Below are 15415 nucleotides of genomic sequence, written 5' to 3' on the forward strand. Positions count from 1 at the left end.
TTTTATCAATTAGATTCAATATTTTATAAAGCTCCCATTAAAGAAACAATAAATAACAAAACATATAAAGACAATGTTATAACGGTAAACACACCAATAAACTTATAATGTGATTTTAACATCTCAAAAGCGTTTGCTAATGTTTCATCATTTTTTGTAGAAATTGCTTTTTTCATTTTGTTAGAAAACTGTAGTAAATAATACACAGGAAAAAAGTAGATAATTGCTAAAACTAAATACGTAATTGCCATTATTAACCCTAAATTATCTGGAATTCCTGGTTGCATTTTCGCAGCCATATCAAAAATTGTGGTAGAAAAAGCGGCAAAAACCAACATCAATCCGATTAAAATAAAACCTATAATAGCTAAGAATTTTGCCCATCTAGCAGTTTCTTTTAAAAAGTTTTTTGAAGCACCAGTTAACGTTAGCTGCTCTAATTGTGTAATAGGATTATTTATCATAATGTTACTATAGTCGTTTAGTTCTCATCAAAAATAAACAAAAAAAAGAAGCCACGAAATCACAAGTTTATATTTGTGATTTTGTGGCTTAAATAGTAACTATAAATATCTATTTCTTAAACTCAGAAATTGTGTTCTTAATAATTGAAATACAATCCATTAATTGAGCTTCATTCATGACCAAAGGTGGCGCAAAACGAATAATGTTTCCATGTGTAGGTTTTGCTAATAATCCGTTATCACGAAGTTTCATACAAATATCCCAAGCAGTAGAACTATCTTCTGTATCGTTAATTAAAACAGCATTTAACAACCCTTTACCTCTTACAGATTTTACTAACTCATTTTCATTTGCAAAAGCAGCTAATTCCGTTCTAAAGATATTCCCTAAATAATCTGCATTTTCTGCTAATTTTTCGTCAGCAACCACTTCTAAAGCAGCAATAGCAACAGCAGCAGCAATTGGGTTTCCACCAAACGTAGAACCATGATTTCCTGGTTGAATCACATTCATAATACTATCATTTGCCAAAACAGCAGAAACAGGATATGCTCCACCACTCAATGCTTTACCAAGAATTAAAATATCTGCTTTTACCTCAGGAGTTCCAGAACAATTTTTCTCTGTACAAGAGCAATTTCCACAAGTGGCTAATAATCGTCCTGTTCTTGCAATTCCTGTTTGTACTTCATCAGCAATAAACAATACATTGTGTTTTACACATAATTCTTTTGCAGCGGCTAAATATCCTTCAGAAGGAACATAAACTCCAGCTTCACCTTGAATAGGTTCTACTAAAAATGCAGCAATGTTTTTATTACTTTCTAAAGCCTCTTGTAAAGCTTGTAGATTATCATATTCAATTTTAATAAATCCTTTTGTATAAGGACCAAAGTTTTTTCTAGCAACAGGATCATTAGAAAAAGAAATAATAGTAGTTGTTCTTCCATGAAAGTTGTTTTCACAAACAATTATCTCTGCTTTATTTTCATCAATTCCTTTTACTTCATACGCCCATTTTCTTGCTAGTTTCAATGCCGTTTCTACAGCTTCTGCACCAGTATTCATTGGTAATAATTTATCGAACCCAAAAAGCTCTGTAGCAAATTTTTCATATTTACCTAACACGTCATTGTAAAATGCGCGAGAAGTTAATGTTAACGTTTTTGCTTGATTTACCATTGCATCCACAATTTTCGGATGACAATGCCCTTGATTTACAGCAGAATATGCTGACAAGAAATCATAATATCTTTTTCCTTCAGCATCCCAAACATACACGCCTTCACCTTTACTCAAAACCACTGGAAGTGGATGATAATTATGTGCGCCATATTTGTTCTCTAATTCGATTGCTTCTTGCGAAGTCAGTTTGCCTAAAACAGCCATTGTTTTTGTTTTAAATGTTTATAATTAAATAACCATTCCTGTTCTACCTTTATCCTTTCGAAAGATTCGAAAATTCAGCGTGGGAAAGAAATCATCCCCGAAGTTTTACAAAAGTAGTGAAATTAATTAATGTGACTTTTATCATGTTAATAAAATAATTATTCTTTTAAATTTGGACTTGGATTTTTCAACCTAACCATCATCTTGAAAAAAATTATACTTGGTATTGCTTTGGTTTCCTTAACTCTTTTCAGTTGTACTGAAAAGAAGGATAAAAAGACTTCAAATAAAATAACACTTACTGCTATTGAAAAAGGAAAAAAACTTTTTAATAGCAATACCTGCAATACTTGTCATAAAGAACAAGTAAAAGTAATAGGTCCTGCTTTAAAAGATATCGCTGCAAAATACAAAATTGAAGAAGGTAATATTGTCACTTTTTTACAAGGAAAAAGCAAACCTATTGTAGACACAAAGCCTGGTCAGACAGCAATTATGCAAGCAAACCTTAGCATTACGAAACCAATGAAAGTAGAAAATTTAAAAGCTATTTCTGAATACATTATGAGTATCGAGTAGTTACCCCCATTCCCCCTACAGTGCAAAAGAGTTTTTTCCGTAATAAGGAGAAACTCTTTTTTTTTCGTTTTAATTTCTTCACAACAAAGAAGCATTTCTATTCTAGGTTTAACTTTTCATCGAGAACCAAAATCACTAAAAAACAAACTTTCTTTACTTACTTTTTTTGAGAAGAAATCATCAATAATTCTAATCTCTTTATTTCTCTAAGTAAGGCATTCTTGTTCATTTGCATCCAAGAAAAAAGTTTTAACATAGACATCATTAATATGCATAAAAAACTTGCAGCTGCCCATTTTATCAATTCGAAAGTTGTTGTTGCTTCAAAAAACTGCATCATTGAATAAATTAAAAAACCTAATATGATAAAGTTGACAAAGAATAAGAGGCTTATCATCCATTTTAGTTTGCCATTAAACAATCCTTTTACACTTGCAAACAAATCTTGTTCTTCTAAACCATCGTAAAATTTAGATTCTTCTTGGGTTAACGTTTCTTTAATTAATTGGTCTATTTCTTCTATATTATCTTTCATGACGTGAATGTTTTAATTTTGTTTTTAATTTTTCTCTTGCGTGAAATAATCTTGATTTTGTGGTTCCGATTGAAATCTGTAGCAAATCACTAATTTCTTTTAAACTATAACTTTCCTTATAAAACAAACGAAGCACCATTTGATGTTCTACGGATAGTTTTTCAATAGCTTCTAAAAGCACTTTTTTAATAGCAGTAGTATCGTCAACCTTAGAAAATGAATCTTCTTTTTCACTTTCATTAAAACTTTTTTCTAATTTAATTCGTTCTCTGTTATTAGTTCTTATCCAATCTATTGCTCTTCTGTTTACAATACTAATTGCCCAACTTTTAAATTTACTTGTCTCTTGTAAAGTTTCTAATTTATGAATAATGATGATCCAACTTTCTTGCGCGATGTCTTTAGCAACATCCGCATCTTTTACAATAAAAAAAGCCAGATTACATAATTTTAAATGCCTTTGTATCTCCTTTTTGATATTTTTCAATCAAAGTTACATCTGATAAGTTATTGGTGTTTTTCATAATCAATTACACTACATAGACGTTTCTAAAATGAAAAGGTTCAATTTATTTTCACTTTTAAAGATAAATGAAATATTATATACATTTTTAGTTATCAGATGCAATCTTTTACGACAAAAATAATTCCACAAATAATAGTGACCCTTTAGTTACTTTTTGTGTCTAAAAAATGGAACTATAATAAAATATCACGTTATAGTTTTCGTAACTTTACATATAAAACAATTTAATATATTATGAAAAAAACCTTATGTATTCTCTTATTTTTAACTGCTATGATTGGATGTAAATCCACATCGATAGTTAATACAAAATTAGACAACAAAACAGAAAGAATGTTAAAAGGAAATTTTACAATTACTTCTGTAAGTTTCCCAGGATCAGATTATTTGAAAGTCACTTCTTTTAATTTAGGGGATTCTAAATGTCTTATTGGAAGTAATTGGAGCTTTATTTCTAACAACAATAAAGGTGAAATGAAAATTAACAATCCAGATACTACTTGTAAAGATTTTAGTTCACCAATTACTTGGTACATTAATAAAGATGGAAATTTTGTTTTTAAGTTTATCAATAATTATAAAGCTAAAGAAGTTACTAATGGTTTTGTTTTAAGCATAAATAACATTACAGAAACAAGTTTCGATTTAGTTGACAGAATTAACGTTGCAGGAGAAACAAAAAACATTACGTACTCATTTCAAAGAAAATAATCATAAAAAAATATACAATGAAAAAAACAATAATTTATAGTTTATCAATATTACTTTTATCTACAAGCATTATATCTTGTGAAGCTGTTAAAAACGCAAGTAATACTCAAAAAGGTGCTACTATTGGTACAGCAGCAGGTGCAATTTTGGGCGCTGTAATTGGTAATAATGTCGGAAATGGTAAAAATTCTGAATTAGGTGCTATTTTAGGAGGTGTAATTGGTGGTGTTACTGGTGGTGTTATTGGTAACAAAATGGATAAGCAAGCAAGAGAAATTGAAGAAGCATTACCTGGAGCTCAAGTAGAAAGAGTTGGTGAGGGTATTATGTTGACTTTAGGTGAAAATGCCGTTCGTTTTAACACAAATAAATCTACTTTATCTGCAACTGCAAAAACTAATTTAGACAAATTGGTTCCTGTTCTTAGTAATTATAAAAACACTAATATTGTTATTTATGGTTATACAGATAGCACTGGTAAAGTTGAATACAACCAAGCACTTTCTGCTAAAAGAGCTAGTTCTGTAAAAAGTTATTTAGGAGCTAAAGGAATTGATATTGCAAGAATTGAAACCAAAGGTTTAGGTGTAAATGATCCTATTGCTTCTAACGAAACAGAAGAAGGAAGAAGTAAAAATAGACGTGTAGAATTTGCGATTGTAGCAAATGAAGAAATGGTAAAACAAGCAGAAAAAGAAGCAGGACAATAAATAGAATTGTTACTTTATAAAAAAGACTACTCAAATGAGTGGTCTTTTTTGTTTCATCAAACCATATTTTACTTAATTTTGCAACTCCTAAACAATTAAAAATGCCACGTAGAGAACGAAATAAATTTGTAAAGAAGAATCAAGTTTTAGAATTAAGAATTGAGGATTACGCTTTTGGAGGAAAAGGAATTGCAAGAATAAAATCTGAAGAAGGTAGTTTTGTCATTTTTGTTCCAAATACTTTACCAGGTCAATTGGTAAAAGCACAAATTAATAAATCGAGTAAAAACTATGCGGAAGCTAAATTAATAGATGTTTTAGAACCTTCTGAAGATGAAGTTGAAGTTCCGTTTCAAGACATTCCTGGAGCGCCTTACATTCAGCTACCTATAGAATTACAACATCAATATAAAAAAGAAAGTACGCTTACACTATTCAAAAAAATAGGAAAAGTAGAAAATATTGAAGATCTTTTTGATGAGTTTGTAACCTCGCCAAATGTATTTCACTATAGAAATAAAATGGAATATGGTTTTTCTGCTATTGGGTATGATAGAGTTACAAAACGCGATAAAGACGAATTCACTTTAGGTTTTAAAAGACGTGGAGTTTGGTGGATGGGAGATAATTTAGAGAAAGATTCTGGTTTGTTTGACAAGCAAATGGAAGACAGTCTAAAAGATATTAGACAATATTGTATTGAAACAGGTTTAGAACCTTGGCATGGACCAAAAAAGACAGGTTTCTTCAGATATTTTGTTGTTAGAAAATCTTTTAAAACAGATGAGTTATTATGCAACTTAGTAACAACATCACCCGAATTAGAAAATTTCGATTTACAGAAATTCGCTTCTTTTCTAAAAGACATTTTTGGAGAACGTTTAGCAGGTTTATTGCATACCATTAACGATGAAACTGGCGATAGAACAATTGCTACTTCTGGAACTATCGATTTAGTGTATGGAAAAGATAAAGTTGTAGAAGAGTTGTTAGGTTTAAATTTTGAAATTAGTATGAAAAGCTTTTTTCAAACAAACCCAAAATGTGCAGAAAAGCTATACAATAAGGTTGTAGAATATGTTTTAGAAGACAAATCTAAAGTAGACAATACGGTTGTTATGGATTTATTCTGTGGAACAGGGACTATTGGTCAGATTGTAGCTTCTAAAAGTGAAAACGCAAAAATTGTTGGTGTAGATATTGTTGCTTCGGCAATTGAAGATGCAGAAAAAAATGCAAAAAGAAATAATATAGAAGGTTTACAGTTTTATGCTGCAGATGTTGGTAAGTTCTTAATTGCACATCCTGAATATCAAGATAAAATAAAAACCATCATTTTAGATCCTGCTAGAGCAGGAATAGCACCAAAAACATTGCAAAAAATAATCAATTTAAACGCAGACAGAATGGTCTATGTTTCTTGTAATCCTGCAACGCAGGCAAGAGATACAGAATTGTTAAGAGAAGCTGGTTATCAAATGAAAAAAATTAGTTTGGTAGATCAATTTCCTCATACTTCTCATATTGAGACTGTTGTTTTGTTTGAGAAGAGTTAAAGAACTATTAATTTATACAGAATTAAGTTATATTTCTGAAAATGATTATATTTTAGCAAGACAAAAATTAGAAAAAATTACAAATATGTTAAACTCTTTACGCAACTCACAACTGAACGCATAAACGATTTAACAAATAAACATTAAACCGATTGAAAATCATTAACTTTTCAAAAATGAAAAAACTCTCAGATAAAGAAATTGAAACTCGATTAGAAAACCTTATTGATTGGGAGTATTATGATGATGCTTTACATACTGATTTTGAATTCGACAATTTTAAAGATTGTATGTCTGCAATGAATAGAATTGCTTTTGAATGCGAGGCTTTAAATCATCATCCAGAATGGACAAATAATTATAATACTTTAGACATCACACTAAAAACACACGATGCTTATGGTGTTACTGAATTAGATTTTAAATTAGCAGAAGCTATTAATATAATTGTAGAAGTTGAAGAGTAATATGAGAAAAATAATGTTTCTTTTAGGTATCCTTTTACTCATAAATACGTCTTGTGAAAAAGATGATTTTTGTTTAAAAAACCCTGTAACTGAAAGTTTAGTTATAAACTTTTATGATGATTCAAATAAAGAAACTTTAAAGAATGTTACAGAATTATCTGTTTGGGCAGAAGGAAAAACAGACTTTATTTATGAAAATCAGACTATAAATACGATTACCATACCATTAAATAGTCTTACAACAGAAACTGTCTATAATTTTTCAAAAGAGGGTGTTATAAATCAGTTTACAATAACCTACACTCCTGTAGAAGAATACGTTTCTAGATCTTGCGGTTACAAAGTAGTTTTTAATGAGGTTACTTTTTCATCAGATAATACTTGGATTAAAAGTTTTACTCCAGAGACATTAACAACAATAGAAAATCAAGATGAAGCACATGTACAAATATATCATTAGCATTTGTTTACTTTTTGTTTTTGTTGATGGATTCTCACAAGAACAAAAAAAGGACACACTTATAGATTCTAAAACAGATTCTATTACTTATAAGACGAATTACGGATTAAGGTTAGGTATAGATATTAGCAAACCTATAAAATCACAATTTAGTGGTACTTATAGTGGTTTAGAAATTGTAGGAGATTATAGAATTAAAAAAAATCTATATATCGCTGCAGAAGTTGGTTATGAAGAAGAAACTAGCGAAGAAGATTATACAAACTCAACCTCAAAAGGAAATTATATAAGACTTGGTTTCAATTATAATGCTTACCAAAACTGGCTAGATATGAACAACGAAATCTTTATAGGATATCGTTATGGTTTTAGTCTTTTTGAGCAAACTTTAAATAGCTACACTCCTAATGTTAATTCGCAATATTTCCCTGCAAATAGCATTACGACTCCTTTAACAACATCCGATTTAAGTGCACATTGGTCAGAATTAGTTTTTGGTTTAAAAGTAGAAACATTTAAAAATTTCTTTATCACATTTAGTGGTTCTTACAAAGTTATGATGAGTGTAAAAGAACCAGATAATTTTAAAACATTGTATTCTCCAGGGTTTAATAGAATATTTGAAACCGGAACCGGTTTTGGATTTAACTATACACTTACCTACTTAATTCCTTTTAAAAAGAAATAAAAATTCAGGTTTATTGAATTTTTAGTAACTTTATCATCCGTTTTTTATAAAAAATAATAGTATGAATAAAATACCTAGTGTAAATTTAGCAGATTTCTTATCTTCAGATAAAAGCAAAAAGCAACAATTTATTGATGAAATTGGTCATGCCTACGAAAATATTGGTTTTGTAGCTTTAAAAGGTCATTTTTTAGATGATAAATTAGTAGAAAGTTTATATACCGAAATAAAAAACTTTTTTGATTTACCAGTTGAAACAAAAGAGAAATACGAGATTCCTGGAATTGGTGGTCAACGTGGTTATGTTTCTTTTGGTAAAGAATCTGCCAAAGGTAAAAAAGAAGGCGATTTAAAAGAATTTTGGCATTTCGGACAATATGTAGACAGTGATTCTAAATACGCAAAAGAGTATCCAGAAAACGTTACTGTAAACGAATTAGCTAAGTTTAATGAAGTTGGTAAAGAAACGTATCAAATGTTAGAGAAAACAGCTAAATACGTATTGCGTTCTTTAGCATTACACTTAGGTTTAGAAGAAACGTATTTTGATAATTATATTAAAAACGGGAATAGTATTTTACGCCCAATTCATTATCCACCAATAGAAACAGAACCTAAAGGTGCAGAAAGAGCAGCTGCTCATGGAGACATTAATTTAATTACTTTATTAATGGGCGCACAAGGAAAAGGATTACAAGTACAAAATCATAAAGGAGATTGGATTGATGCCATGGCAGAACCAGATGAAATTATGATAAATGTTGGTGATATGTTATCTCGCCACAGTAATAACAAACTAAAATCTACCATTCATAGAGTTGTAAATCCGCCAAAAGAAATGTGGGGAACTTCTCGTTATTCAATTCCGTTTTTTATGCATCCAATATCAGATATGAAACTAGATGTTTTAGAAAATTGTATTGATGCTGAAAACCCAAAACAGTTTGATGATATTACTGCAGGAGAATTTCTAGATCAACGTTTAAGAGAATTAGGATTGAAAAAATAGTAATCAGTTAGCAGGCGCAGTTTACAGTACAAAACTGACTGAATACTGCTACTGCAAACTATTTTTATAAGTAGCTATTTCCTGCTTTTCACTATATCTTTTTTTAAGAAAAATAAAAAAAGGATGCCGTTTCAATCAGGGCTAGACTTAATTGCCAACAAATAGAATAATAAATAATTAAAATTTACAGTTAGTTACTCACTGAAAACTGAGAACTGAATACTGCAAACTGAACAGAATGGATTTTAAAGATCAACTAAAAAACCTTTTTCCTGAGCACGAAGAAACTGCTGAACCTGTAAAAGAAAAGTCGAATATTTGGTTACAAGACGACCCAATTATTTGCAAATACGAAAAGCGAAAAGGAAAACCAATTACTATTTTAGAAGGTTATACTGGTGCAACATCAGACTTTAAAATGTTGGCAAAAGAAATAAAAACAAAACTTTCTGTTGGAGGAAGTTTTAAAGACGATAAAATCATTATTCAAGGAGATTTTAGAGACCGAATAATGACAATGTTAAAAGATAAAGGTTTCAAGGTGAAACGTGTAGGCGGTTAAAAATTAATCAACACTACAATAAAAAATCATTAATAACGTTCTTTTTTAATTATGAGTTCTTCTATTCTACATATAACCAATGGAGATAGTACTACAAACTATCTAAAAAAACTTCATTTTTCAGGAGATTTTATTACCTGGAGAGAAATGTTGTGTGAAGGAAAAACAACAACAGATGTTGGTAGTGAAACCTTCTGGAAAAACAGATTTTCTTTTTTAAAATCTTCCTATAATATTAGTAAAAAAAAGTTTATTAATTACACACTTAAAGAATACAGAAACCTCTGTAATAAAAAAGAAACCAAAGAAATAGTGTTGTGGTTTGAGCACGATTTATTTTGTCAAATTAACATGATTGCTGTTATTAGTTGGTTAAAAAAATACAGAAAAGGATATCATATTTCTTTAGTTTGTAGTGGAAAAATAAAAGGTTCAAAAAAACTAAAAGGTTTGTCTGAACTTACTGAGAATCAAATTCATCAACATTACAAAAATAGAGTAGATTTAACACAAGATGATATTGAGTACGCAGACTATATTTGGGAATTATATTGTTCTGATAGTCCATTAAGGTTAGAAGCTGTTTATAAGTTTAACCCAATGTCACCATTTCAATATTTAGCAGCAGCTATAGAAGCACATTTATTAAGATTTCCTTCCATTAAAAATGGCTTAAATTCAATTGAAAATACAATTTTAGAAACTGCAAATACACACCAACTTTCATCTAAAGATGAATTAGTTCATAAATTATTAAAAAACCAAACTACCTATGGTTTTGGAGATATCCAATACGAACACCAAATAGAACAATTACAAAAGTTATTTACTTCTTTTAATCCTGTAAAATTATCTCGAAAAGGCAAAAAAGTATTAGAAAACCAAATGAATTTTTATAGTGAACTTCGTGATGAAAATTCGTATCTTGGTGGAGCAAAAAAATATAGTTTTTTATTCAATAATCAATCCGAAAAACTATTACAAATTACATCATAAAAATGTCTATAAAACAATCCGAACTTATCTTAAATCCTGATGGAAGTGTTTATCATCTAAATTTAAGACCAGAGCATATTGCTAAAAATATAATATTTGTTGGCGATCAAGATAGAGTTGATAAAATTTCGAAACACTTTGATTCTATAGAGTTTACAACTCAAAAACGTGAATTTAAAACCACAACAGGAACTTATAAAAACAAACGATTTTCAGTAATTTCTACTGGTATTGGGCCAGATAATATTGATATTGTTGTTAATGAATTAGATGCACTTGTAAACATCGATTTAGAAACAAGAAAACCAAAAGAGAAGCTGACTTCTTTAAATATTGTTAGAATCGGAACTTCGGGTTCATTACAAGCAGATATTCCTGTAGATTCTTTTGTTATTGGTTCTCATGGTTTAGATTTAAATGGAATGCTTCACTCCTACCAGATTGATACAATTTCGAATCCTGATATTGAAGATGCATTTGTAAAACACACCAATTGGAGTGCTAAAAAATCATATCCAATTATAATTGAGAATAGTAAAGAGTTAGAAAATAAATTAAAATCTGACAAAACTTTTCAGGGGATAACTGCCACTGCAGGTGGTTTTTACGGTCCTCAAGGAAGAATTTTACGTTTAGCGATACAAGACAATGATTTAAACCATAAAATTGATAGTTTCAAATTTAATGAACACAGAATTACCAATTTAGAAATGGAAACATCTGCTATTTATGGGTTGTCAAAATTATTAGGTCATAATTCATGTTCTATCAATGCAATTATTGCAAATAGAGCCGATGGTACTTTTAGTGAAAACCCAGGAAAAGTTGTGGCAGAGTTAATAGAATATGCACTTGAAAAATTAGTTGAATAAATGACTAACTTAAAAGTTGGTGGAGTTCCAGAACACTTTAATTATCCTTGGTATTTAACCTTAAAAAACAAAGAATATAGTAAGCAAAATATCAACCTACGTTGGCAAGATTTCCCTGGTGGAACCGGTCAAATGTGTAAAGCCTTAAGAAGTGGCGAAGTAGATATTGCTATTGTTTTAACAGAAGGTATTATTAAAGATATTGCTGCAGGAAATCCATCTAAAATTGTACAAACATTTGTAAAATCTCCTTTAATTTGGGGAATTCATGTAGGTGCAAAATCAACTTTTAAAAATATTGAAGACTTAGAGCATGCAACAATTGCGATTAGTAGATTCGGTTCTGGATCTCACTTAATGGCAATTGTAAATGCACACAACCAAGGTTGGGATGTTTCAAAGTTAAAGTTTAAAGTAATTGGTAATTTACAAGGCGGAATTGATGCACTTACAAATGGTGAAGCAGATTATTTTATGTGGGAACATTTTACTACAAAACCATTGGTAGATAATGGTACTTTTAGAAGAGTTGATGACTGCCCTACTCCATGGCCTTGTTTTGTGGTTGCTGTTAGAAATGAAGTTTTAGAAAATAATTTTGACGAAGTAAAAAAAGTTTTAGATATTATAAATTATCAAACAAAAGACTTCAAAAAAATTAATACTATTGATGAAATTCTAGCAAAAAGATACGAGCAACAATTAGAAGACATTCAGCAATGGTTAAAAATTACAGAATGGAATGATGGCAAACCAATCACAAAAAATTTAGTTACTCGCATACAAAATAAAATGGTGCAGTTTAACGTTATCGAAGAGAAGAAAAATTCAGGTGAGTTCATAAAAAATATGTACATTTAGCCTATAAAACCATTATCAATGAAAAAAGTAGTATTTATTGCAGTTTGTATTTTAGGAATCCTTTGTTTTTCTTCTTGTAGAAGCACTTCTAGCTCTTGTGGGTTAGCAGATAATACAACAACTATTCAAACAACATTAAATCAGATAGATTTTTCTTAAAACCTACTTGATTCTTAATTTCAAATTCAATGAATCCGCTTTTTAGCGGATTTTTTTTATGCTTTAATTTACTGAAAAGCAAAACATTAAACTAACTTTAAGTAAACAATTTCATAAAACTCACCTTACCTTTTTTTCATAATTATTTTACCCAAACAAAACATTAGACTTGTATGTTTGAGAAACTTTAATACAAATACTTTTGTCTACTGTTTCCTCAAAAATTATCATTCTTATAAAAATTATTAATAACACAAGTATTAATAAGGAAAGAATAAACCTCTTTACTAATCTTTTTTTTTAAATGAAAAAACAAAAAAAACGTACGTTAGATTATGTCGTAATTTCAGATGTACATTTAGGTACTTATGGCTGTAGAGCTACTGAGTTATTAAATTACTTAAAAACAATTCAACCAAAAGTATTGATTTTAAATGGCGACATTATTGACATTTGGCAATTTAACAAACATTACTTTCCTAAGTCTCATATGAGTGTAATTAAGCATATTACCACACTATTATCTAAAGGAACTGAAGTTTATTACATCACAGGAAATCATGATGAAATGTTACGGAAGTTTAAAGGTTTCCAATTAGGAAACTTTAAAATTTTAAACAAACTCATTTTAAATATTGATGATAAAAAAGCATGGATATTTCACGGAGATGTTTTTGATGTAACCATGCAACATTCTAAATGGCTGGCAAAATTAGGTGGAAAAGGATACGATGTTTTAATCCTTATAAACACTTGCATAAACTGGTTAAGCAATCTTTTAGGTTATGGTAAATTATCCCTTTCTAAAAAGATAAAAAACAGTGTAAAAAGCGCCGTTAAGTTTATTAATAATTTTGAAAAAACGGCTTCGGATATTGCTATTGAAAATGATTATAACTATGTAATCTGTGGACATATTCATCAACCAGAAATAAAAGAAATTACAACTCCAAAAGGAAAAACGATGTATTTAAATTCTGGAGATTGGGTAGAGAATTTAACAGCATTAGAATATACAGATCAAAAGTGGAATTTGTATGAATATGCAAATGATGAAATAGCCAAAAAAAATGAAAAAAAGTTAAGCAAAAAAGAATTAAAGATTTTAAACAAAGAAGGAAAAAGTAATTTTCTATTTGAAGAGTTATTAAAGGAGTTTGATATTCAAAAACCACTAAAATAATATTTATGAAAATACTATATGCGATTCAAGGTACTGGAAATGGTCATTTAACAAGAGCTAAAGAAATTATACCTATTCTTCAAGAAAAAGGTGAATTAGATATTTTAATTAGCGGAAATGAAAATAATTTAGAATTAGGTTTCTATGTCAAATACAATTTAAAAGGTTTAAATTTTACATTTGGTAAAAAAGGAGGCATTGACTTTTTGCAAAGTTTTAAGAAGATGAAATTACGCCGTTTTTACAAAGAAATAAAGAAGCTACCAATAAAAGATTATGACTTAATTATAAACGATTTTGAACCAATTTCAGCTTGGGCAGCAAAATTAAACAAAGTAAATATTATTTCTTTAAGTCACCAAAATGCTGTTTTAGATGCTGCCTCTCCTAAATATGGAAAATATAAGTTTGAAAAATATATTTTAAAATACTACGCACCTTCTAATGTACGTTTTGGTTTTCACTTTAAACCTTATAGTTCAGCAACTTTTACACCAATTATTAGGAAGAAGATTAGAACTACAAAAATAAGTAACAAAGGCCATATTACTGTTTATCTACCTTCTTATAAAGTTGATAAAATTGTAAAAATATTATCTAAAATACCTATTGTAAAATGGCATATATTTTCTAAAGAAGTTAACCGTTTAATCTTTAAAAAAAACATTATAATCTACCCAATTAATGAATTCGATTTTATAAAAAGTATGAGTTCTTCTGCAGGTGTTCTTTGTGGTGCAGGTTTTGAAACACCTTCTGAAGCTTTGTATCTTAAGAAAAAACTGATGGTTATACCAATGAAAAACCAATATGAACAACAATGTAATGCATTAGCTTTAAAAGAAATGGGCGTTTCTGTCATCAAAAAATTAAATAGAAGGAGAATTCTTGAAATTGCAAAATGGATTCATTCAAATTCTTTTATTGAGGTCGCATATCCAGACACCACAGAAGAAATCATAGAAGCAATTTTATTACCCTATTACAATCAAACAGTTTTACCTACCATTTTATCGTAGCTTTTTGTGATTTTTGTAAAAACGCATTCGTTTTAGAAAAATGTTTACTTCCAAACCAACCTCTCCAAGCTCCTAATGGTGATGGATGTGGAGCTGTAAGAATTGTATGTTTTTCAACATCAATCAATTTCGTTTTACTTTCAGCAAATTTACCCCAAAGTAAAAAAACAACATTTTCTTTTTCTTTAGAAATCTGTTTAATCACTTCGTCTGTAAAAGTTTCCCAACCTTTTTTCTGATGACTTCCAGCTTCATGTGCTCTTACTGTCAATGTTGCATTTAACAATAAAACGCCTTGTTCTGCCCATTTTTCTAAGTTTCCACTTTCTGGAATTTCTTGATTTAAATCAGTCGCAATCTCTTTAAAAATATTTTTTAAAGAAGGAGGATGTTTTATTCCGTCTTTTACAGAAAAACACAATCCATTTGCTTGGTTTTTGTCATGATAAGGATCTTGACCAATAATAACCACTTTTAAATCATCGAGAAAACAAAAATTAAACGCAGCAAAAATTTCGTCTTCTTTTGGAAAACACTCCTGATTTGCATATTCAGAAACCACAAAATTGGTTAAATCTTTAAAATAGGGTTTATCAAATTCCTGCTGTAAAATATTTTTCCAAGATTCTGAAAGGTTTCTTTGCATTCTTTGTTATTTTTGCATGAAT

20 protein-coding genes are annotated in these 15415 nt (G+C 29.4%); 15 read left to right on the forward strand and 5 right to left on the reverse strand.

Annotated elements, in window-relative coordinates:
• Positions 1–23: 23 nt before the first annotated feature.
• Positions 24–464 (reverse strand): DUF5362 family protein, encoded by a 441-nt coding sequence (locus BTO07_RS05380; RefSeq protein WP_232457089.1) that lies wholly within the window; start codon positions 462–464, stop codon positions 24–26.
• A 109-nt stretch (positions 465–573) separates the two neighbouring features.
• Positions 574–1854 (reverse strand): ornithine--oxo-acid transaminase, encoded by a 1281-nt coding sequence (rocD, locus tag BTO07_RS05385; RefSeq protein ID WP_087520257.1) that lies wholly within the window; start codon positions 1852–1854, stop codon positions 574–576.
• A gap of 204 nt (positions 1855–2058) precedes the next feature.
• On the opposite strand from rocD, the gene BTO07_RS05390 reads away from it, so the two are divergent.
• Positions 2059–2433, forward strand: a complete 375-nt coding sequence (locus tag BTO07_RS05390; protein ID WP_087520258.1) for a c-type cytochrome — start codon at positions 2059–2061, stop codon at positions 2431–2433.
• Between the two features lie 157 nt (positions 2434–2590).
• On the opposite strand, the gene BTO07_RS05395 is transcribed toward BTO07_RS05390, so the two are convergent.
• Complete coding sequence (locus BTO07_RS05395; protein ID WP_087520259.1) at positions 2591–2968, reverse strand: DUF6768 family protein; 378 nt, start codon at positions 2966–2968, stop codon at positions 2591–2593.
• Entirely contained in the window at positions 2958–3455 is a 498-nt protein-coding gene (locus BTO07_RS05400; RefSeq protein WP_087520260.1) for an RNA polymerase sigma factor, read from the reverse strand. The genes BTO07_RS05395 and BTO07_RS05400 overlap by 11 nt, the downstream gene beginning before the upstream one ends.
• Positions 3456–3728: 273 nt before the next feature.
• On the opposite strand from BTO07_RS05400, the gene BTO07_RS05405 reads away from it, so the two are divergent.
• The 14 genes from BTO07_RS05405 to BTO07_RS05465 all read left to right on the forward strand — a co-directional run bounded on the left by BTO07_RS05405 (position 3729) and on the right by BTO07_RS05465 (position 14747).
• Complete coding sequence (locus BTO07_RS05405; protein WP_232457090.1) at positions 3729–4205, forward strand: hypothetical protein; 477 nt, start codon at positions 3729–3731, stop codon at positions 4203–4205.
• 17 nt (positions 4206–4222) lie between these two features.
• On the forward strand, positions 4223–4915 hold the full coding sequence (locus BTO07_RS05410) for an OmpA family protein (RefSeq protein ID WP_087520261.1): 693 nt from the start codon (positions 4223–4225) through the stop codon (positions 4913–4915).
• A 101-nt stretch (positions 4916–5016) separates the two neighbouring features.
• A complete protein-coding gene (gene rlmD, locus BTO07_RS05415) occupies positions 5017–6471 on the forward strand; it encodes a 23S rRNA (uracil(1939)-C(5))-methyltransferase RlmD (protein ID WP_087520262.1) in 1455 nt (484 codons plus the stop codon).
• A 176-nt stretch (positions 6472–6647) separates the two neighbouring features.
• A complete protein-coding gene (locus tag BTO07_RS05420) occupies positions 6648–6938 on the forward strand; it encodes a 4a-hydroxytetrahydrobiopterin dehydratase (RefSeq protein WP_087520263.1) in 291 nt (96 codons plus the stop codon).
• A gap of 1 nt (position 6939) precedes the next feature.
• Entirely contained in the window at positions 6940–7398 is a 459-nt protein-coding gene (locus tag BTO07_RS05425; protein ID WP_087520264.1) for a DUF6452 family protein, read from the forward strand.
• Positions 7379–8086 carry a DUF6048 family protein gene (locus BTO07_RS05430; RefSeq protein ID WP_087520265.1) on the forward strand — a complete coding sequence of 236 codons (708 nt, stop codon included), beginning with the start codon at positions 7379–7381 and terminating at the stop codon, positions 8084–8086. The genes BTO07_RS05425 and BTO07_RS05430 overlap by 20 nt, the downstream gene beginning before the upstream one ends.
• 61 nt (positions 8087–8147) lie before the next feature.
• Positions 8148–9095: an isopenicillin N synthase family dioxygenase gene (locus BTO07_RS05435; RefSeq protein ID WP_087520266.1), complete on the forward strand. Its 948-nt coding sequence runs from the start codon at positions 8148–8150 to the stop codon at positions 9093–9095.
• Between the two features lie 238 nt (positions 9096–9333).
• Positions 9334–9657, forward strand: coding sequence for a translation initiation factor (locus BTO07_RS05440; RefSeq protein WP_087520267.1), 324 nt, complete (start codon positions 9334–9336; stop codon positions 9655–9657).
• Between the two features lie 51 nt (positions 9658–9708).
• A complete protein-coding gene (locus BTO07_RS05445; RefSeq protein ID WP_087520268.1) occupies positions 9709–10653 on the forward strand; it encodes a DUF1835 domain-containing protein in 945 nt (314 codons plus the stop codon).
• A 2-nt stretch (positions 10654–10655) separates the two neighbouring features.
• The gene (locus BTO07_RS05450) at positions 10656–11525 is read left to right on the forward strand and encodes a nucleoside phosphorylase (protein WP_087520269.1); all 870 of its coding nucleotides are present in this window, start codon (positions 10656–10658) and stop codon (positions 11523–11525) included.
• Positions 11526–12386 (forward strand): substrate-binding domain-containing protein, encoded by an 861-nt coding sequence (locus tag BTO07_RS05455; protein ID WP_087520270.1) that lies wholly within the window; start codon positions 11526–11528, stop codon positions 12384–12386.
• A gap of 18 nt (positions 12387–12404) precedes the next feature.
• Positions 12405–12545: a hypothetical protein gene (locus tag BTO07_RS17280; RefSeq protein ID WP_157663291.1), complete on the forward strand. Its 141-nt coding sequence runs from the start codon at positions 12405–12407 to the stop codon at positions 12543–12545.
• A gap of 304 nt (positions 12546–12849) precedes the next feature.
• A complete protein-coding gene (locus tag BTO07_RS05460) occupies positions 12850–13728 on the forward strand; it encodes a UDP-2,3-diacylglucosamine diphosphatase (RefSeq protein WP_087520271.1) in 879 nt (292 codons plus the stop codon).
• A 5-nt stretch (positions 13729–13733) separates the two neighbouring features.
• A complete protein-coding gene (locus BTO07_RS05465) occupies positions 13734–14747 on the forward strand; it encodes a glycosyltransferase family protein (protein WP_087520272.1) in 1014 nt (337 codons plus the stop codon).
• On the opposite strand, the gene ung is transcribed toward BTO07_RS05465, so the two are convergent.
• On the reverse strand, positions 14731–15393 hold the full coding sequence (gene ung / locus BTO07_RS05470; protein ID WP_087520273.1) for a uracil-DNA glycosylase: 663 nt from the start codon (positions 15391–15393) through the stop codon (positions 14731–14733). The two genes, BTO07_RS05465 and ung, sit on opposite strands and share 17 nt — an antisense overlap.
• Between the last annotated feature and the right edge of the window lie 22 nt (positions 15394–15415).

Source organism: Polaribacter sp. SA4-12 (genome assembly GCF_002163675.1).
GTDB lineage: Bacteria > Bacteroidota > Bacteroidia > Flavobacteriales > Flavobacteriaceae > Polaribacter.